Raw genomic sequence first — 18,674 nt, forward strand, 5'->3', positions numbered from 1 at the left:
ATCATGCCGGGACGTTTGTCTTCGATCGTAACAGCGGTCGTCTTCGCAACGATGGTCGTCCCGGCGCACGCCGCGACAATTCAGATCACGATGGAGAATCTGGAGATATCGCCGGCCGAGGCCTCTGCGAAGGTCGGCGACACCGTCGAGTGGATCAACAAGGACGTGTTTGCCCACACCGCCACCGCCAAGAGCGGCGAATTCGACGTGAACCTGCCGGCGAAGAAATCCGGGACGACGGTTGTGAAGAAAGCCGGGATCGTGGAATATTACTGCCGCTTCCATCCCAACATGAAGGCGACGCTGAAGGTCATTCCGTAGCATTCCCGATCGTGTCGGAGAGGAGCGCCCGCCTACTGCCTGGAGATTCCGACGGAGAACTCGCCGTTGCGGATGCGGCCGGGAAAACCCTCGACGAATTTCGCCACCGCGTCCTCGCCATAGGTCCCGACGAGCTCGGCGAGCGCCGCGAACAGGCTCGCCTGCGCCAGGCAGTCGCCGTCGACACCGTCATGGCGCGCCTCGGCCCAGGCCTCGTTGAGATAGCTCAGCGCGGCCTGCTTCTGCTCGTGATCGGGCAGCGGCGCGCGGGCGGGGGCGTAGGACACTGGATGGCTCATGAAACTCGACAGGGCTGGGGCGCGATCCACGGCGATGCGCTGTGTCAGAGGTGTAGCACGCGTATTAACCTCCGCTAGGCCACATCTTTAAGAACGGTTAATGGCAGTGGACAAAGACGATGTCGTGGTTCCATCTGCGAGTTTGAAGGCCTGTTCCTCATGGTGAGGAGGCGCGCCAGCGCCGTCTCGAACCATGGAGGCCGCGTCGCTGCTGCGGGGCCTGCATCCTTCGAGACGCGCGCGAAGAGCGCGCTCCTTCAGGATGAGGGGGCGCTCAGTTCGCGTAGCGCGCCGTGAGATCGCGTGAGATTTTCGAGCCTTCCTCGATGTAGCGGCGGATCGCGACGGTTGCCGCCGGCGTGCAGCTCCGGTAGGTCTGCTGAAAGCCGTTATAGCCGCGGTTGAAGCCCGCGATCATGCGGGTGCGGCGCTCGCCGGAGGGGGTTTCGGCGTCGATCAGCGCCTGCATCTCGCTGCGCCATTTGTTGCCCTCGTTGGCCCCGCAGATGCCGCGCAAATAATGCAGCCCGCCGAGGATCTCGGCCAGCCGCTGCAGATCGCCGTCAAACGGCGCCGCCACGTCCTGGGCCCGGGCGGGCACGCAGGCGCAGGCGAGAATGAGGGCAAAAATGGCCAGAAATCGCGCGGACATCGGCCGGTGTATGCCTCCTCAGGGCGGTGGACGCAAGACCGGCGGAACGACCCCTTTTAAGGTCCGATCAGCCGCGCGGCCGACTGGATCACCTCCTCCAGCCCCCCGGTCAGCTTGAGGTCACCGAGGCTCGCCAGTGCGTCCGGGGCGATCCAGCGGTAGTCGTCGAGCTCGTCGTTGAGAACCGGCTCCCGGGCCGTCCAGCGGGCGGCAAAGGACATGATGAGGTAGTGGCCAGCGCCGCTCGTTGCCGGCAGCACTTCGCGCCAGCCGGCAAGGCCGATGATGTCGATGTCGAGCCCGGTCTCCTCATCGACCTCGCGCGCCAGTGCCTGGTGCAGCGATTCGCCGAACTCGACCCGGCCGCCCGGCAGCGAATAGAACCCCTTGGCGGGCGAGCGGGCGCGGCGGACCAACAGCACTTTGCCGTCGCGGAAGATCGCGGCGCTGACCGCGAGCTGGGGGTGGGCGGGCTGGACGAGTGAGGCCAATTTCGTCACCTGCCCGCGCTCAGTTCGCCATGATGGTGTCGATGTCGGCTTCCGCGCCGCCATTGATGATGCCGCCGCAGGCCGCGATCAGCGGCTTGACCCAGGCCGCCGCCTGCTCGGCGAGGCGCACCCGCGTCGTGTCCTTCTCGACCTCGCGCATGGCCGAGCCGACCGCGGTCAGGATCGAGGTCATGGTGTCGGTGATGTGGTCGAACTGCGCACGCACGCTGGGGTCGGCCTTCTCGTAGGCTTCGATCGCGAGATCTCGCGCCTTGAAATTCGAGGCGGTGAAATGCTCGGCATAGGACAGCGGCGACCACGTCAAGAAGTCTTCCGCGCATTCCGGCATGTCCGGGACCATTTCGAGCAGCATCACGGCTTCATTGAAATGGTTGAGATAGTCGGTGGCAAGCCCGGTCCGCGGGTTGATGTTGGCCACGCGCAGCCGCTCGGCCCAGGCCGCGGCCTCGGGTCCCGTCTGTACAAGCGTCCGCGCGGGCTGGGAGACCGTTGAGCTCATCCGCCGCAGTGTTAACGTTCGGGGTTAAAAGGACCTGAACGGACCCTATATAGGCACCAAGGATGTGTGGACGCTTCGTCATAACTTCGGCCCCCGCGGCCTTGCGGCAACTGTTCGGTTATATCGAGCAGCCGAACTTCCCGCCCCGCTACAATGTGGCGCCGACACAGCCGATTCCGGTCGTGCTGGTCGAGAACGGCGCGCGTCACTTCCGCCTGATGCGCTGGGGCCTGTTGCCGAGCTGGGTCAAGGACCCCCGCGGGTTTACGCTGCTGATCAACGCCCGCTCCGAGACGGTGCTCGAAAAGCCGGCATTCAAGCGGGCGATTCGCCGCCGTCGCGGCCTGATCCCGGCCGACGGCTATTACGAATGGAAGGCGGAGGGCGGCCGCAAGCAGCCCTTTTTCATCCACCGCGCCGATGGTGAGCCGCTCGGCTTCGCCGCCTTGTTCGAGACCTGGGCCGGGCCGAACGGCGAGGAACTCGACACCGTCGCGATCGTTACGGCGGCGGCAGGTGAGGATCTCGCCGCGCTGCACGACCGCGTGCCCGTCACCATCAGCCCGCGCGATTTCGAGCGCTGGCTCGATTCCCGCAGCGACGAGGTGGACGACGTGCTGCCGCTGATGGCCGCCCCGCGCATCGGCGAATTCGCCTGGCACCCGGTCTCCACCCGCGTCAACCGCGTCGCAAATGACGACGACCAGCTGCTGCTGCCGATCAGCGCGGAGGAGATGGAGGCGGAGGTGCCGAAGAAGCAGGTGGTGCGGAAAGCTGCGGCCGGATCGGCGGACGACGGACAGGGGTCGTTGTTTTAGCTGTAGCCACACTGTCGTCCCGGACAAGCGCGCCCAAAGCGCGCGCAGATCCGGGACCCATAGCCCCAGGGAGACGTTGTGGCGCGAGCTGACGACCACGAGTCTTCGCCAAATTCCATCCTGTGATAATGGGTCCCGGATCTGCGCTGACGCTTGTCCGGGACGACAGCGGAGTTAGTGGTTCCGCGCCTCACACGATCTCCCGTGCCCTCAGCGCCGCGATCTCCGCCGCATCGAAGCCCAGCTCCTCCAGCACCGCATTCGTATCGGCGCCGAGTTCCGGCGCCATGCGGTCGAGCCTGCCACCGCCATGCGCGAGCTTGAAGCCGCTGCCGGCGAAGCGCAGGCGGCCGTAGGGCGTATCGAGCTCCTGGATCACGCCGCGGGCTGAGATCTGCGGATGGTCGATCACCTCCTCGATCGTCCAGATGCTGGAACAGGGCGCGCCGGCATCCTCCAAAATCGTCTCCCACTCGCGCGCCGGCTTTTTCGCGAGCGCTTCCTCGATGATGGCGCGCAGCGCAGGCTCGTTCTCGTTGCGCGCAAACCAGTCGGAAAAACGCGGATCGGCCAGCGTGTCCTCGCGGCCGAGCGCAGACATCAGCGCGCGATACTGCCTCTCGTTGTTGACGGCGAGCAGGATGTGGCCGTCACCGCATTTGAACAGGTTCGCCGTGGTCCTGCGGCTCACCGCCTGGTTGCCTGAAAGCTGCTGGCGATGGCCGGCCACTGACCAGTCCGCGATCTGCCCCGAGAGAAACGCCAGCGTCGCCTCCAGCATGGAGACGTCAATGAGCTGGCCCTTGCCGGTGCGGTCGCGCTGATACAGCGCGCTCGACACGCCGAACGCGGCGGTCGCGCCCGAGAGCACATCGCACACCGCAAAGCCCGCGCGGGTCGGCCCGGTCGTAGGGTGCCCAGTGATGGCCATGATGCCGGACAGCGCCTGCATCTTGCCGTCATAGCCGGGACGCAGGCGATCCGGGCCGGTCTGGCCGAAGCCGGACACGGCGCAATAGATCAGTTTTGGATTGATTGCGGAGAGCACCTGGTAGCCGATGCCGAGCTTGTCCATCACGCCCGGACGAAAATTCTCCATGACGACGTCGACCTGGCTCGCGAGCCTCTTCACGATGGCGATGGCCTCCGGCTTTTGCAGGTCAAGCGTCAGGCTGCGCTTGTTGCCGTTGATGGCCTGGAACGCAGGCGCGAGCCCGCGCTCGGCCCATTCGCGCGACAGCGGCGTGCGGCGCATGTCCTCGCCCTCGCGCCGCTCGACCTTGATGACTTCGGCGCCCAGCAGCGCGAGCTGGTAACTCGCATAGGGGCCGGCCAGCACTTGCGTGAAGTCCAGGATCTTCACGCCCTCGAACGGTCGCGTCACGTCTCTCTCTCCCTTTGATTTTCGTTATTGGAGGACGTCAGGCGGCGCGGTTGCCGCGCGCGATCTCCTTCTGCTTGTCGAATTCGGCGCGGCGCCGCGCCAGCTCTTCAGCGCTGAGCTGAGCGACGTTGTTGTAGTCGAGCTTCCAGGAGGCGTCCTCGCTCCAGCGCAGCGGTGACTGCATCGTGGTCTGCGGGCCGCTGGCGGTCTCCAGCAGCCTGAGCGCCAGCTCGAGCGTCTGCGCCTGCGAGGCGACGTCATGCGGCTTGCCGGCCGAATTGCCGAGCGGGAAGTCGGAGAACAGAAAGCGCGGCACGGCGGCGTGCTCGATGATGTCCTTGGCGCAGCCCATCACTACCGTCGGAATGCCATTGGCCTCCAGGTGCCGCGCCACCAGCGCCGTGGTCTGATGGCAGACCGGGCAGTTCGGCACCAGCACGGCGACGTCGACGGCATCAGTGAGGCAGCGCGCCAGGATTTCCGGCGCGTCGGTGTCCAGCGTGACGCGATGGCTGCGGTTGGTCGGCGCGCCGAAGAAGCGCGGCGCGACCTCGCCGATGCGGCCTGCGGCGCTTGCCTTCAGCAGCTGCGGCAGCGGGAACCAGGTGCCGTTGTCGGTGGCGCTGGTGTGCTTGCGGTCGTAGCCGATGTGCGAGATGCGCAAATCGTGCTGCTTCGACGTGTCGCCGTCATAGACCTCGTAGAACTTCGCCCCGCCATTATACGGCGCGCCCGGCCCCTGGTCGCCCTTGGCCGGATCGAAAGGCGCGGCCGTGGTGATGATGGTCACGCGCGACTGTGACAGCTCGTTCTTCAGCGGCTGGAACGGCGCCTCGGTATAATGCGCCCAGCGATACGGCGTGGTGTAGCCGATCGCCGCGTAATAGTCGCGCGTGCGTTGCATATAGGGGACGGGAGCATCATAGTCGGGCGCAAAGCCGAATTCATCGTCGCGCGAAGCGGACATGGGCGCGTCTCCTGGTTCTTGGTTAAGACCAGACTAGAGATAGTCGGCGATGAGCTCAACGGGGGGCAAAGGGGCGCAGGTCAGGATTGCAAGCAGGTTGAGGCGGATTGCGCTGCTGTTCCCTCTCCCCTTGTGGGAGAGGGTGGCTCGCCGCAGAGCGGCGAGACGGGTGAGGGGTTTCTAGCCGCGAGCGACTTTCTGGCGACTGAATTCGCAGATGCAACCCCTCATCCGGCGCTTCGCGCCACCTTCTCCCACAAGGGGAGAAGGAAGGCAAAACTGTCACCGAAAGATATGCAGCGCCACATATTGCAGCAGCATGATGGTCTTGGCATCGATGATGCGTCCATCGGCGATCATCGCCAGCGCCTCGTCGATGCCGAGCTCCAGCACCTCGATGTCCTCGCCTTCATGGGCAAGGCCGCCGCCGTCGCTGACGCGCATCTCGGGCTCGTATTCGGCGATGAAGAAATGCAGCTTCTCGGTCACCGCGCCGGGGCTCATGAATGCCTCGAACACCTTGTGCACATGGTGCAGGCGATAGCCGGTTTCTTCCTCGGCTTCGGCGCGGATGCGCACCTCCGGAGCGGCCTCGTCCAGCACGCCGGCGGCGGCCTCGATCAGGAGATCGTCATAGCCGCGGATATAGGCCGGCAGACGGAACTGGCGCACCAGGATCACCGTACGCCCTACGCGATTATAGGGCAGCACGGCCGCGGCGTTGTCGCGCTCATAGGTTTCGCGGTGCTGCGTCTGCCATTCGCCATCGGCGCGCCGGTAGTCGAACGTCGTCTCTTTCAGGACGGTCCAGTTGTCCGAGAGCACGCGGACGTCCTTGATGCGGACGCGGTCGGAAATGGTCATGGCTCGATCTCAGTTGTTTGGCGTCGTGTCGCGGCCGTCGAGCCACTTCTGGAACATTACCGAGGTCGATTCCTCGAACCCGAGCGATTGGTAGAACGCATTCGCCTGCTCATTCCCGCGCCGGACCAAGAGCTGGAGCTTTGCAATCCCGGCTTGGCGCAGCCAGTCTTCCACAGCGGCCATGATGACGCGGCCAAAACCGCGCTTGCGGCAGTCGGGATCGACCGCGACGTAGTAGACCCAGCCGCGATGGCCGTCATGGCCGACCATGGCGGTCGTGACGATCGCGCCGCCATCGCGGCCGACCAGCACGGTTGAATTGTCGCGCCGCCGCGCCAGCGCGATGTCGGCATGCGGATCGTTCCACGGCCGGGTCAGGCCGCAGCGCTGCCACAGCGCGATGACCGGCTCGACGTCGGCATCGGCGATCTCCGCGATCGCGAGCAGAAAGACAGCTTCGTTCACAGCACTTTTCCCGGGTTCATGATTCCGAGCGGGTCGAGCATCGTCTTGATCGCGCGCATCAGCTCGATCGCGGTCTTGTCTTTCACGTCAGGCAGCTCGTCGCGCTTGAGCACGCCGATGCCGTGCTCGGCCGAGATCGAGCCGCCCATGCGCAGCACGATCGCGAACACCACCGCGTTCATCTCGTGCCAGCGCGCCAGAAAGTCCGCGCTGTCGGCGCCGACCGGCTGGCTGACATTGTAATGCAAATTGCCGTCGCCGAGATGGCCGAACGGCACCGGCCGCGCGCCGGGGATCAGTTTCACCACGGCAGCGTTGGCCTCGGCGATGAAGGCGGGCACGGCGGCGACCGGCACGGAGATGTCGTGCTTGATCGAGCCGCCTTCCGGCTTCTGCGCCGACGACATCTCGTCGCGCAGCTTCCAGAAGCCGGCGCGCTGGCTGAGGTTGGCCGCGATCACGGCGTCGTCGACGATCTCGTCTTCCATCGCGCGGGTCAGGATCGCCTCCAGCGGCGCGCGCGCATCCTCGCCGGCTGCGGACAATTCCATCAGCACGTACCAGGCATGCTTGTCCTGAAGCGGATCGCGCACGTCGATTCCGTGGCGGATCGAGAAATCGACCGCCAGCTCCGACAGCAGCTCGAAGCTCGTCAGCGCATTCGCAACCTCGCTTTGCGCGATGGCGAGCAGCCTCAGCGCCGCCTCCGGCGACTTCAGCCCGACGAAGGCGGTCTCGATCGCCCGCGGCTTCGGAAACAGCTTTAGCGTCGCCGCCGTGATGATGCCGAGCGTGCCTTCCGCGCCGATGAAGAGGTTGTGCAGATTGTAGCCGGTATTGTCCTTCTTCAGCTTCGACAGCACATTGAGCACGCGCCCGTCGGCCAGCACCACTTCCAGCCCCAGCGCCATCTCGCGCGCCACGCCATAGGCGAGCGCCGCGGTGCCGCCGGCATTGGTCGACAGATTGCCGCCGATGGTGCAGCTGCCTTCCGCGCCCAGCGACAGCGGAAACAGCCGGTCGATCTCGGCCGCCTTCTGCTGCGCGATCTGCAGCACCACGCCGGCCTCGCAGGTCATGGTGTTGGAGGCAGTATCGACCTCGCGGATTTTGTCGAGGCGGCGCAGCGACACCACCACCTCGCCATTGTGCGGCGTCTGGCCGCCGACGAGGCCGGTGTTGCCGCCCTGCGGCACCAGCGCGATCCTGTGCGCGGAGGCGAGCTTGCAGATCTCGGAGACTTCCGCGGTCGAGCCCGGGCGCAGCACCAGCGGCGAGCGGCCGTGGAACAGGTTGCGCTCCTCGGTGACGTAGGCCTCGATATCGGCCGCATCGGTGATCGCGTGCTTCTCGCCGACGATCTTGCGAAATTGCGCGATCAGCTCGGGGGCAAGCGGCGGCGTGGCGGCTGGATTGATGTTCATGCTTTCGTCTCTTGCTCGGCTTCTTTTCGTTTGCGCATGATCTTATCGGAAAACCGGTGCACAGTTTTCCGCATCATGCGCTATCGCGCAACCGCCGCGCGGCGCAGGCGGTCGTTGATGGCTTCGCCCAGATCCTGTTCGGGAATCGTCATCACCGCGATCGCCCGCGGGCCCTTCGCATCGAGCGCGCGAAGATAGCCGAACAGATTGGCGGCGGCTTCATCGAGATCGCCGCCGGGCGACAAATTCATCACGGCCGATGCGGCGTCAAGGCCGGGGAGGCGCGCAGGGCCGAACGCCAGCAGCGCCTCGCCCGGCGCCACGTCGCGCGCATCGAGCCGCACGCTGGCCCGCGGCGCGTAATGCGAGGCCAGCATGCCCGGCGCCAGCGGCTGGCTGTCGTCGCTCTCGGCCTCCGCTTGCGGCCGCAAAAGCGGCAGCCCCAGCACCGCCTCGATCCGCTCGCGCGACAGCCCGCCGGGACGCAGCAGCATCGGCGCGTTGAGGCAGCCGACGATGGTCGATTCGACGCCGACCTCGACCGGCCCGCCGTCGACGATCAGGTCGATCCGCCCCGCAAGGTCGCTCTCGACATGGGCCGCCAGCGTCGGCGAGACATGGCCGGAGATGTTGGCCGACGGCGCCACCACCGCCCTGCCGAAGGCGCGCACGATCGCCTGCGCCACCGGGTGGGCGGGAATGCGGATCGCGACGGTGTCGAGGCCGGCGGTGGCCAGATCAGCCACCGGGCAGCCGTCGGTCTTCGGCACCACCAGCGTCAGCGGCCCCGGCCAGAACGCCTCCGCAAGCCGCAAGGCGCGCGCGTCGAACCGGCCGATGGCTTGCGCGGCGGCAAGGTCAGCCACATGGGCGATCAGCGGATTGAAGGCCGGCCGGCCCTTGGCGGCATAGAGATGGGCGATCGCGGCGGCATTGCCGGCGTCCGCGCCGAGCCCGTAGACCGTCTCGGTCGGGAACGCGACCAGCCCGCCGGCGGCGAGCCGCCAGGCGGCAGCCTCGGCGGCGGCGTGGCCTGCCGGTAAAATCAGCGTTTCAAGGCTCGTTTTCACAGGGACGAAATTCCTTAGACCGGCCGCTTGCGGTGCGCCAAACCCGACGCTATAAGCCGGCCTCTTGTCGGAGTGTGGCTCAGCCCGGTAGAGCACTGCGTTCGGGACGCAGGGGTCGCAGGTTCGAATCCTGCCACTCCGACCATTCTTCCAAAAATCGACGTTTTCCTAGAGGCTTGGCGGACCGGCCGCCAGCGCCTCGGAAGCGCCTTATTGCAACGATTTTGGCGGCGGGTCCACGGCAGATTTGACCGGGCAGGGCGGCCTGTGCGCGTGGCATGGCTCTGGGGCGAATGCGCTCGTTTTTTTCTGGCTCGAAGCAAAAGGAAAGCCAAACACCTTGGATTTGACGCGCTGCCCGAATGCGGGGCTCTTAGTTCGCTGCACTGCAGTTCGCACTACCTGTAGTAGATTCTCCTTGATTCGATGGGCCTGACGGGCATGCTGGGCCAATTAGCCCGCTTTGAGGGTACCAGGGGGGAGTTTTGGTTCCGAATGATCCATTTAATGCATCCGGTTCGTTGGCCGGCTATCTCTATCAATGCCGTCTCGCACTATTGCTTGGGCTTCAAATGCTCAAGAAGAAGCCGAACGGACACATCTCCATAGAGAAATTCGACGATATTGCATTCGCAGACGAAGATATTGCAACCTGCGTCATCCAAGCGAAGCATCACGTAACTCCAAAGAGCCTGTCCGACTCTAGTGTCGACCTGTGGAAGACCCTCCGCATTTGGGTAACCGGCTGCGGGGCGAGCAGCGAACTATTCAGAATCGGCTGCAGGAGCTAAACGCTGAGCGACGTGCTGCTCAGACATTTCTGTCCGATCAAGCCCTCTTTAGGCTGATGGCGCACGCGTGTGCGGAGATATCGCCTAGCTTTCAGCTTATCGTGCTGGACCATGCCCACCTTAGTGATGATTGGTTCGAAGAGGCGATTGTCGAGGAATGGAGAGGGAGCGCTGCGCTTGTTCCTATTGATTGGAGTGAGCGATGATCTCACTCCAGCGTGATCTATTCCAGGATGAAGAACGAGCAGAACTGTTCCATGATGCACCGACTCCCGTGTATCGCCCTGATCCCGACCAGGTGCGCACCGAACTTCAGCGCATCCTCGCGGAGGCCAGAGCCGCCAAGACCCTTCCGTGGGAGCCGAGAAAGACGGCGCTCTACCAGACGATCTTTCCGCAGATGACGAACTGTCTTCCGGAAGACGAGGGAGCGCAGTTGCGGTTCGAGTTTGAGGCTGAACTGGTCCGCCTGCGTGCAGCCTAGCCGCTATCTTACTTCCGCAGCAGCTCGCTCAACGCCGCCGTCGCCTCGGCACAGCGAATTTCGTCGATCTCGCGCGAGAGGTTGAGCGCACCTGATTTCAGTGCCTCGACGTTCCGGCTTTCCGGGTGCTCGCTCTCGAGCTGGCCCAGCCGCTTGTTCAGATCGTCCAGCCTGGACTGCAATTGTTCGACGCTGGCGGCGCCGTTCACCACCCACACCCGTTGTGCACGCATCGTAGTTCCCCTGATACTCTCACGGCGTTGTGAGCGGGGTTCGTGGCGGCAATGGGAGTTTCTTTTGTCCGGCGTCTGACGGTGGGGAACCGTTGCAGATTGGCAACGCGAAGGCGAGGCCTCGCGTTGCCAATCCGTGCCCCAGCACGATTCGGATCAGGCGGCGTGGGGCCACTCGGTCGGTCGGCTCGACAGCCGGCTTTCCAGGATCGCAATGCTGACCTGGAGATTGTCGCGCCGGGCCCTCAGGTTCAGAGCGAGCAGGGGATAGGCTAGGTTGGTCGGGTCGGAAATTCCGGCCTTGCGCTCTTCCTCGCGGATATCGGCATCGAGCAGTTGCGTGCGCCAGCGCAGATCGGAAATCAGCGCATGGAGCTGTGTCGGCATGGTCGCTTCGAAACGGGACGTCGGCTGCATGTGATCGCCTCACTTTGAGACAGACCCACGGCGGGTCTGGGGGATTGACCGCAGTGGAGCAAGCAGAATGCCAGCCTGGGGCCGGGCAGCGGGCCCCCCATGCCGCTTCTATGGGATGGCGCGGCCGTCACATCGGCCGTACACTCTGCTCATTGCAGATTTTTCATTTGTGTTTGTGAGGCAGCATTATGTCGAGTGCGATGAAATTGATCGTTGGGGGTTACACCCGCTTGAAGGACCGTCAGTCGCTGGAGCAGTTGGTGATGCACCGGCGGCGCCTGGTCGCTGATCTGAAAGCGACGACGGGCTTCGAGTGCGGGTCGTCGATCGCGCAGATCGATGAGGATATCGCCTTGATCGAAGCGGGCCTGCGGACCCTGTCGGGGCCGATCGGCGGTTGATGCGTCGCGCGCCGGGGGGCGTCACCTCCGCGCCACCAGCACCCCCATCAGGAACGCCACCATGAGCGCCGGCAGCGGCGCCTCGCGCACCATGCCGCGGACGATATCGGGCCAATGTCGGTCGGGCAGTTTGATGTCGGCCGCCTGCGCAATGCCCCAGTCGGATGCAAGTTCGGCAATCTCGCGCGGCGCCAGCCGCGATTCGTCGCGAACGCGGAAGACCGCGGCGTCGGCGCGGTCGCGCGCCGGCACGGCCATCAGCGTCGCGATCGCGGTGCGCAGCGTCATCTCGCCATAGCCTTGCAGCCTGACCGATTCCTCGGGGTCCGATGTCATGCCAAACGTCCCCCCTTACAGCGCGAAATGATACGCGGCGCCAAATGCGATCAGCGCGCAGACGATCAGCGCCGAGATCGCGCCGGTCACGCCGCGCGCAAGTCCCGCTCGTGTCAGATGTCTGGCCATGTTGCGCTCCTCGCTTCGTGAAACAATCGGGGCCGAAGCATCTGGTTCCTCGCCGCCCTCCAATTCGGGTGAGTTGGGGTTTTGTGCGGCGAAAGCCGGGCACGTGTTGGCCTCGGCAACGGCCGTCGGGGCGATCCGCCGGCTGTGTCGGCGGCGTGTCAAGCCGTTACGCGCAAGATATTCCGTTTTACCGAAATTCGGAAACGGCGTATGTGTCGCCCATCCGGCTCACCCAAGAGGGGCGATCGCACGTCGTCACGTTTCGCGAGCCGCGCTCTTCGCGCGGCGTCTCGAAGGGCGAGGCCACCGGCCGGGCCTCCATCCTTCGAGACGCGCGAAGATGCGCTCCTCAGGATGAGGAGCTGCCGCCTCACACTCCGTTATTGCCAGCGCAGCGAAGCAATCCAGAGTCTTTCCGCGGCCGCAGACTGGATTGCTTCCCAACCTCAGACCCCAACCCCAATCACAACCAATTGCCTTGATTCGGAAACAATCATTCCCTATTATCCCGCAATGCGAAAAGCCACCCGCCGATCCCAGTCTGTTGCCCGTTCGCCGGGCCGTCCCCGCGAGTTCGACATGGACACCGCGCTGGACAGGGCCGTGCGGGTGTTTCGCGAGCGCGGTTATCATGCGACGTCGATCGGCGACCTCACCGCGGCGATGCGGCTTGCGACCGGCAGCGTCTACAAGGCGTTTCGCGACAAGCATGCCGTGTTCCTCGCCGCCTTCGAGCGCTACGTGGCGCTGCGCCAGGAGCAGACCCGCAATGCCGCGGCGAAGGGCACCAATGGGCGGGAGCGGCTGCGTCACGTGCTGCTGTCCCATGTCGAGCACTCCCAGGGCAGCGAGGGACGACGCGGCTGTCTCGTGGTCGGCAGTGCTGTCGAGCTCTCCGCGCTCGATCCAATGGTCGGCGCGCGCGTCAACGCGCAGCTCAAGACCAACGAAAACTTCATCGCCGGCCTCATTCGCGAGGGGCAGGCCGACGGCTCGATCCCTGCCCACGTCGAAGCCGACGACACTGCGCGGCTGATGATCTGCATCACGCAGGGCTTGCGCGTCGTCGGCAAGGCGCGCCTGCCGCTCGACGGCGAGCGCCTGGTCGGCGTCGCGATGAAGCTGCTCGCGTGAATTCTTGCCTTATTAGGGAACGAGCGTTTCCTATCTCTGGAGCCCGTGAAATGACGATGAATGCCACGATCGAAACCGTGCCCGCGCCCGCGCCGGATGCGGTGTCGCAGCGACTGACCTTGGTGCTTGCCGCGGCCTGTGGCATGGTCGCCGCCAACATCTACTATGCCCAGCCGTTGATCGGCCCGATCAGCGCCGCGCTCGGCCTGTCGCATGCCGCAGCCGGGCTGATCGTCACCATGACGCAGATCGGCTATGGCACCGGGCTGCTGCTGATCGTGCCGCTTGGCGATCTCGTCGAGAATCGCACGCTGATCTGCTCCGTCATCGCGCTCGGCGCCGCGGCGTTGCTCGCCGCCGCGTTCGCCAGCCATGCGTTGCCGTTCCTGATTGCCGCGCTGTTCATCGGGCTCGGCTCGGTCGCGGTGCAGATCATCATTCCCTATGCGGCGCACCTGGCGCCCGAGGCCATCCGCGGCCGCGTCGTCGGCAATGTCTCGACCGGCCTGATGCTCGGCATCATGCTGGCGCGCCCGGTATCGAGCTTCGTCACCGCGGCCCTGTCGTGGCACGCGGTGTTCTTCGGCTCGGCCGCGCTGATGGTCGCGCTTGCCGCAGCGCTCTGGATGACGCTGCCCAAGCGAAAGCCGGTCGCGCGCATGCATTATGGCGAGTTGCTGCTGTCGATGCCGCATCTGGTGCGCACCACGCCGCTGCTGCGGCGCCGCGCGCTCTATCAGGCCAGCCTGTTCGGCGCCTTCACGCTGTTCTGGACGGTGGCGCCGCTGCAGCTCGCGAGCGCATTCGGCTTCTCCCAGCGCGGCATCGCGCTGTTCGCCCTCGCAGGCGTCGCCGGTGTGTTTGCGGCACCGATCGCGGGGCGATTGGCCGATCGCGGTCACAGCCGCGTGGCAACCCTGGTGGCGATGCTGCTCGTCGCCGTGGGCTTCCTGATCACGTATTTCGGCGCGGCCGGATCCGCGCTCAATCTCGCCTGCCTGGTCGCCGCCGCCATCGCCATCGATTTCGGCGTGCAAGGCAATGTTGTGCTGGGATTCCGCGCCATCTTCGGGCTCGGGCACGCGCACCGCAGCCGCCTCAACGGCCTCTACATGGCGACGTTCTTCGCCGCCGGCGCTGCCGGCTCCGCGCTCGGCGCCTGGGCCTTCGCGCAAGGCGGCTGGACGCTGGCATCCGGGATTGGGCTCGCCTTGCCGGTTGCGGGCTTGCTGTATGCCGCCACCGAGTAGCGGGCGGACGACCACGTTGTACGCCGCGGCCGTTTACCAAGACCTCGTGGCTGCGATTTCCGCCTCGCGGTTTGCTCGCCGCTGTTGTACTTTGGTCGTAATCGGGCCTGGTCAACAGGTGGCAGGGGGAGGCTTATGGAGCGTGCGGAACCGTTCGGCGTGCCGCAAGTACGGCCATGGTCGTGGCAGGCGTTCGTGCTCGGATTGGCGATCGTGGCCGTGTCGGCCACGGTTCAGGGCATCTGCGTCGTGCTCGGCGCAAAACTTTACTTCGCGGCCTTCCTTCCCAGCATCTTCGTGGTCGGAATTCTCGCCGGCGCGCCGGCTGCGGTGTTCGCGGCGGTGCTCACCGTTCCGGTGGTGTGGTGGGCATTCATGCCGCCGTTCTTCGAGTTCAATCCGTTGACCAGCGCCAATACCGATTCAATCAACCTGTTCTTTCTGCTCGCCGTGCTGCTGATTGGCCTTGCCGATCTCTGCCGCGAGACCATGGCGATGATCAGCCGCGGCGGGTTGAGGGCGCCTGGCGAGAGCGCGCCAACGAATTCGCAATAAAAGGGCCTGGCGCGAGCGGGACGCGTTGCGCCGGTGCAACAGTCCGGCAACCATTCGCGCGGTTCGCCTGCGCCGCTAACTTTTCGAAAAAGATTTGGCCGCAATTTCTCCCGCGGGAAAGACGAGGGAGTTTTCGAAACATGAACGGCCAGGCCATTTTGGAGAACGTGCGCCGCTATCGCGGGATCGCATCGCTCTATCGCCAGACCGCCGTCTTCCGGCCGAGCCAGAGCTGGTCGCTGCTGGAGCAGGCCGGGGAGTGGGAAGCACGGGCATTGAGGGAGCTGGAAGCCTATTTCGCCAGCCGTGCGGACCACGCCGTCCAGCGCGCTGCCTGATCGTTAACCATCACTGCGGTCGTACAGGCGCGGATCTGATCTTGCGAGATGGGTCGACCGTCTCTCCCGGAAACCGTCATGTGCAAGCCCCGCGAGCGGGCGGATCCAAGCAGACGGTGGCAACTACGGAGTTGTCTCGGTGCTTGCGTGTGCTAGCAAGGCGCTGACCACGAAGCTACGTCGGCCGGGGGCACGCGATGACCACCTTCAACCGCATCTTCACGACTGAGCGTTTGCTCCAGATCATCGTCATCCTGGCCGCGACGGTGGCGATGAAGCTGATGGGCTGAACGTCGGCGAGCTATCGCCCGCCGAGTTCGGGTACCTCAGGCAGATAGTTCGAGCCCTCCGAGCCAAGAAAATCGAACATCGCCTGCGCCGGCGGCAGCAGCACCTTGTCGCTGCGGCGGATCACGTACCATTGCCGCACGATCGGCAGGCCTGCGACGTCGAGCACGATGAGACGGCCCTCGGTGAGCTCATGCGCCACGGTGTGGGCCGAGATGAAGGCGATGCCAAGCCCGGCGATCACGGCCTGCTTGATGGTCTCGTTGCTGCTCATCTCCATGCCGATGATCGGCTCCAGATCCGACTTCTGGAACATGCCCTCCATCAGCGTGCGCGTGCCGGATCCCGGCTCTCGGGTGAGGAAGGTCTCGTGCACAAGATCGGTCAGGCTGAGGCCGGCATCCTTCTCCAGCCAGTGCCCCTTGCGGGCGACGATGATATGCGGATTGCGCCCGAGCTGGCGGACGTCGACGCTGACGTCGGCCGGTGGCCGACCCATCACGGCGAAGTCGAGGTCGTAGCCGTGCATGGCCTCGCGGATCTCCTCGCGATTGCCGATGGTGAGCTTGATCTCGATCTTCGGATACCGCTTCGAGAATGCCGCGATCGCGTGCGGCACGAAATATTTTGCGGTCGAGACCGCGCCGAGATGCACCGTGCCGCCGGTTCGCCCCGCGAGCAGGTCGAGCGCGCCCTGGCAGTCGGCGATTGCGGCTTCGACGCGCTCGGCGAGCGTGAGAACCTCCCTGCCTGCCTCCGTCAGCAGCATGCCGTCGCCGGTCCGCTGCACCAGCGGCAGGCCTGCGAGATCCTGAAGCTGGCGCAGCTGCTGGGTGACCGCCGGTTGCGTCAGCCCGAGATGGCTCGAGGCCGCCGTGACGCTGCCCTTCGCCGAGAGCGCCGCAAGCGAGCGTAGCTGCCGAATCGTGAGATGCCGGAGCTGCGCCACCAGGCGAGTATTATAAGATAATTCTTTGGCAGTCATTATGATTAGAAATTTTCCTTATTAAGCCACCCCTGTCAATCTCCTGATGCTGGATCGACCGCACCGACCTCCGCGCCGCGGAGGGAACTGGAGACGGCGCCTGCAAGGGATGGACGCACATGACCGGGCAACTCAAGCTGGACGACCACCTTCAGCGGTATTCCGAGACCGCACCCCACGCGCTAGCGGTCGCAGCCGCGGTCGATGCCATCGCGGCGGCCGCCATCGAGATCGCCGACCTGATCGGCACCGGAGATCTCGCAGACGCATCGGGCCTGACGACCGGGCGCAACAGCGACGGCGATCTCCAGCGTAACCTCGACGTCCAGGCGGATGCGATCCTGCGCAGCTATCTCGGCAAGCTGCCGATTGCGGCGCTCGCCTCGGAGGAGATGCGCGAACCGCAGCTCGGCGACCGCGAGGCGAAAATCTGCGTCGCCTTCGATCCGCTCGACGGCTCTTCCAACATCGACATCAACATGACCGTCGGCACGATTTTCTCGATCCTGCCGGCGCCGGACGATCTCGCGCTCGCCTTCCATCAGCGCGGCTCGGCGCAGCTTGCGGCGGGCTTCGTCACCTACGGCCCACAGACCTCGCTGGTGCTGACACTCGGTGACGGCGTCGACATCTTCACTTACGACCGCAGGTCCGCAGGCTTTCGTCTGGCGCGCAGCGCCGTGCAGATTTCCGAGGCCTGCGACGAGTTCGCGATCAACGGCTCCAACCGCCGGCATTGGGATCCGCCGGTGCGTGCCTTCGTGGATGAGTGCCTCGCCGGTGTTGATGGGCCGGCCAACCATGACTTCAACATGCGCTGGATCGGCTCGCTGGTTGCGGAGGCCTATCGGATCCTCACCCGCGGCGGCGTCTTTCTCTATCCGTCCGACGCGCGCCCCGGCTATGGCGACGGCCGCCTGCGCCTCACCTACGAGGCGCACCCGATGGCCATGATCATCGAGCAGGCCGGCGGCTCCGCCTCGACCGGGCGCGAGCGCATCCTCGAGCTGTCAGCGGAAAGCCTGCACCAGCGCGTGCCGCTGATCATGGGATCGAGCAACGCGGTGCAGCGCGTCGCAGAACTGCATTGCGATCCGCTGCTGGTCGCAAGCGTCTCCGCACCCTTGTTCGCGCGGCGCGGCTTCTTTCGGCTGTGAGGAGATAGGACATGTCCAGGAAGCATCCGATCATCTCCATCACCGGCTCCTCCGGCGCGGGCACGACCTCGGTCAAGAAGACGTTCGAGCAGATCTTCTTCCGCGAACGCGTCAACGCCGTCTACATCGAGGGCGACGCGTTTCATCGCTACGACCGCACCGAAATGCGCACGCAAATGGCCAAGGAGGCCGAGCGCGGCAACAGGCATTTCAGTCATTTCAGCCCCGAGACCAACCTGTTCGAGGAACTGGAGCGCGCGTTCCGCGACTATGGCGAGACCGGCACTGCGACGACGCGGCACTACGTCCATGACGCTGAAGAGTCGGCGCTGCACGGCGCGCCTCCCGGCACCTTCACCGAATGGGAGCGGCTACCCGAAAATTCGGATCTGCTGTTCTACGAAGGTCTGCACGGCGCCGTCGTCACCGACAAGGTCAATGTCGCGCGCTACGCCGACCTCAAGATCGGGGTCGTGCCCGTCATCAATCTCGAGTGGATCCAGAAGCTGCACCGCGACCGCAGCGCTCGCGGCTATTCGACCGAGGCCGTCACCGACACCATTTTGCGGCGCATGCCGGACTACATCCACTACATATGTCCGCAATTCACCGACACCGACATCAACTTCCAACGCGTGCCGACGGTTGACACTTCAAATCCGTTCATCGCGCGCTGGATTCCGACGCCGGACGAATCGATGGTCGTGATCCGGTTCAAGAACCCGCGCGGCATCGACTTCCCCTATCTGCTCTCGATGCTGCCGCACAGCTTCATGTCGCGCGCGAACTCCATTGTCTGCCCGGGCGCGAAGCTTGACCTCGCAATGCAACTCATCCTGACGCCGCTGATCATGCAGCTGATCGAGCGCAAGCGAAATTTGAAGTGAACAAGGAGAGAATC

The 18,674-nt window shown here is 65.0% G+C and carries 24 protein-coding genes and 1 tRNA gene; 11 read left to right on the forward strand and 14 right to left on the reverse strand.

Going from position 1 to position 18,674, the window contains the following annotated elements:
• The first annotated feature begins 3 nt into the window (after window positions 1-3).
• Window positions 4-321, forward strand: coding sequence for a cupredoxin domain-containing protein (locus tag GWG65_RS16285; RefSeq protein WP_275196589.1), 318 nt, complete (start codon window positions 4-6; stop codon window positions 319-321).
• Between the two features lie 32 nt (window positions 322-353).
• Here the strand turns inward: GWG65_RS16285 and GWG65_RS16290 are convergent, their stop codons facing one another.
• The 4 genes from GWG65_RS16290 to GWG65_RS16305 form a co-directional block, all read right to left on the reverse strand.
• Entirely contained in the window at window positions 354-620 is a 267-nt protein-coding gene (locus GWG65_RS16290) for a hypothetical protein (protein WP_148745459.1), read from the reverse strand.
• A 274-nt stretch (window positions 621-894) separates the two neighbouring features.
• The gene (locus tag GWG65_RS16295) at window positions 895-1,272 is read right to left on the reverse strand and encodes a TIGR02301 family protein (RefSeq protein ID WP_275196590.1); all 378 of its coding nucleotides are present in this window, start codon (window positions 1,270-1,272) and stop codon (window positions 895-897) included.
• A 56-nt stretch (window positions 1,273-1,328) separates the two neighbouring features.
• Window positions 1,329-1,763 (reverse strand): NUDIX hydrolase, encoded by a 435-nt coding sequence (locus tag GWG65_RS16300; RefSeq protein WP_275196591.1) that lies wholly within the window; start codon window positions 1,761-1,763, stop codon window positions 1,329-1,331.
• Window positions 1,764-1,782: 19 nt separating this feature from the next.
• A complete protein-coding gene (locus GWG65_RS16305) occupies window positions 1,783-2,283 on the reverse strand; it encodes a hypothetical protein (protein WP_275196592.1) in 501 nt (166 codons plus the stop codon).
• 62 nt (window positions 2,284-2,345) lie between these two features.
• On the opposite strand from GWG65_RS16305, the gene GWG65_RS16310 reads away from it, so the two are divergent.
• Complete coding sequence (locus GWG65_RS16310; protein WP_275196593.1) at window positions 2,346-3,101, forward strand: SOS response-associated peptidase; 756 nt, start codon at window positions 2,346-2,348, stop codon at window positions 3,099-3,101.
• Window positions 3,102-3,291: 190 nt separating this feature from the next.
• On the opposite strand, the gene GWG65_RS16315 is transcribed toward GWG65_RS16310, so the two are convergent.
• The 6 genes from GWG65_RS16315 to GWG65_RS16340 all read right to left on the reverse strand — a co-directional run bounded on the left by GWG65_RS16315 (window position 3,292) and on the right by GWG65_RS16340 (window position 9,275).
• Window positions 3,292-4,485, reverse strand: a complete 1,194-nt coding sequence (locus GWG65_RS16315; protein ID WP_275196594.1) for a CoA transferase — start codon at window positions 4,483-4,485, stop codon at window positions 3,292-3,294.
• A gap of 37 nt (window positions 4,486-4,522) precedes the next feature.
• Window positions 4,523-5,452: a glycine reductase gene (locus GWG65_RS16320; protein ID WP_275196595.1), complete on the reverse strand. Its 930-nt coding sequence runs from the start codon at window positions 5,450-5,452 to the stop codon at window positions 4,523-4,525.
• Between the two features lie 282 nt (window positions 5,453-5,734).
• Window positions 5,735-6,316: a GDP-mannose pyrophosphatase gene (locus GWG65_RS16325; RefSeq protein ID WP_275196596.1), complete on the reverse strand. Its 582-nt coding sequence runs from the start codon at window positions 6,314-6,316 to the stop codon at window positions 5,735-5,737.
• Between the two features lie 9 nt (window positions 6,317-6,325).
• Window positions 6,326-6,781, reverse strand: a complete 456-nt coding sequence (locus GWG65_RS16330; RefSeq protein WP_275196597.1) for a GNAT family acetyltransferase — start codon at window positions 6,779-6,781, stop codon at window positions 6,326-6,328.
• A complete protein-coding gene (locus GWG65_RS16335) occupies window positions 6,778-8,205 on the reverse strand; it encodes an FAD-binding oxidoreductase (RefSeq protein WP_275196598.1) in 1,428 nt (475 codons plus the stop codon). Before GWG65_RS16335 ends, GWG65_RS16330 begins: the two co-directional genes overlap by 4 nt.
• Window positions 8,206-8,285: 80 nt before the next feature.
• The gene (locus GWG65_RS16340; RefSeq protein ID WP_275196599.1) at window positions 8,286-9,275 is read right to left on the reverse strand and encodes an L-threonylcarbamoyladenylate synthase; all 990 of its coding nucleotides are present in this window, start codon (window positions 9,273-9,275) and stop codon (window positions 8,286-8,288) included.
• Window positions 9,276-9,343: 68 nt separating this feature from the next.
• Here GWG65_RS16340 and GWG65_RS16345 point away from each other — a divergent pair.
• Window positions 9,344-9,420: transfer RNA gene (locus GWG65_RS16345), tRNA-Pro, on the forward strand.
• An 848-nt stretch (window positions 9,421-10,268) separates the two neighbouring features.
• Window positions 10,269-10,550: a hypothetical protein gene (locus GWG65_RS16350; RefSeq protein ID WP_275196600.1), complete on the forward strand. Its 282-nt coding sequence runs from the start codon at window positions 10,269-10,271 to the stop codon at window positions 10,548-10,550.
• An 8-nt stretch (window positions 10,551-10,558) separates the two neighbouring features.
• Here the strand turns inward: GWG65_RS16350 and GWG65_RS16355 are convergent, their stop codons facing one another.
• Entirely contained in the window at window positions 10,559-10,759 is a 201-nt protein-coding gene (locus tag GWG65_RS16355) for a hypothetical protein (RefSeq protein ID WP_275196601.1), read from the reverse strand.
• Window positions 10,760-10,939: 180 nt separating this feature from the next.
• Window positions 10,940-11,200, reverse strand: coding sequence for a hypothetical protein (locus tag GWG65_RS16360; RefSeq protein WP_275196602.1), 261 nt, complete (start codon window positions 11,198-11,200; stop codon window positions 10,940-10,942).
• 188 nt (window positions 11,201-11,388) lie between these two features.
• Between GWG65_RS16360 and GWG65_RS16365 the strand changes: the two genes are divergently transcribed.
• Entirely contained in the window at window positions 11,389-11,601 is a 213-nt protein-coding gene (locus tag GWG65_RS16365) for a hypothetical protein (protein ID WP_148741577.1), read from the forward strand.
• A gap of 21 nt (window positions 11,602-11,622) precedes the next feature.
• Here GWG65_RS16365 and GWG65_RS16370 read toward each other — a convergent pair whose 3' ends face one another.
• On the reverse strand, window positions 11,623-11,937 hold the full coding sequence (locus GWG65_RS16370) for a hypothetical protein (protein ID WP_275196603.1): 315 nt from the start codon (window positions 11,935-11,937) through the stop codon (window positions 11,623-11,625).
• Window positions 11,938-12,645: 708 nt separating this feature from the next.
• Between GWG65_RS16370 and GWG65_RS16375 the strand changes: the two genes are divergently transcribed.
• The 4 genes from GWG65_RS16375 to GWG65_RS16390 all read left to right on the forward strand — a co-directional run bounded on the left by GWG65_RS16375 (window position 12,646) and on the right by GWG65_RS16390 (window position 15,343).
• Window positions 12,646-13,200, forward strand: coding sequence for a TetR/AcrR family transcriptional regulator (locus tag GWG65_RS16375; protein WP_275196604.1), 555 nt, complete (start codon window positions 12,646-12,648; stop codon window positions 13,198-13,200).
• Between the two features lie 50 nt (window positions 13,201-13,250).
• Entirely contained in the window at window positions 13,251-14,450 is a 1,200-nt protein-coding gene (locus GWG65_RS16380; protein WP_275196605.1) for an MFS transporter, read from the forward strand.
• Window positions 14,451-14,585: 135 nt separating this feature from the next.
• The gene (locus tag GWG65_RS16385; protein ID WP_275196606.1) at window positions 14,586-15,005 is read left to right on the forward strand and encodes a DUF4118 domain-containing protein; all 420 of its coding nucleotides are present in this window, start codon (window positions 14,586-14,588) and stop codon (window positions 15,003-15,005) included.
• Window positions 15,006-15,145: 140 nt separating this feature from the next.
• Window positions 15,146-15,343: a hypothetical protein gene (locus GWG65_RS16390; RefSeq protein WP_275196607.1), complete on the forward strand. Its 198-nt coding sequence runs from the start codon at window positions 15,146-15,148 to the stop codon at window positions 15,341-15,343.
• Between the two features lie 301 nt (window positions 15,344-15,644).
• Here GWG65_RS16390 and GWG65_RS16395 read toward each other — a convergent pair whose 3' ends face one another.
• Window positions 15,645-16,616 carry a LysR family transcriptional regulator gene (locus GWG65_RS16395; protein WP_275196608.1) on the reverse strand — a complete coding sequence of 324 codons (972 nt, stop codon included), beginning with the start codon at window positions 16,614-16,616 and terminating at the stop codon, window positions 15,645-15,647.
• A 119-nt stretch (window positions 16,617-16,735) separates the two neighbouring features.
• On the opposite strand from GWG65_RS16395, the gene GWG65_RS16400 reads away from it, so the two are divergent.
• Complete coding sequence (locus tag GWG65_RS16400; RefSeq protein WP_275196609.1) at window positions 16,736-17,773, forward strand: class 1 fructose-bisphosphatase; 1,038 nt, start codon at window positions 16,736-16,738, stop codon at window positions 17,771-17,773.
• An 11-nt stretch (window positions 17,774-17,784) separates the two neighbouring features.
• Entirely contained in the window at window positions 17,785-18,660 is an 876-nt protein-coding gene (locus tag GWG65_RS16405) for a phosphoribulokinase (RefSeq protein WP_275196610.1), read from the forward strand.
• Window positions 18,661-18,674: the final 14 nt, after the last annotated feature.

The sequence above is a fragment of the Bradyrhizobium sp. CSA207 genome (assembly GCF_029051685.1).
Classification (GTDB): domain Bacteria; phylum Pseudomonadota; class Alphaproteobacteria; order Rhizobiales; family Xanthobacteraceae; genus Bradyrhizobium.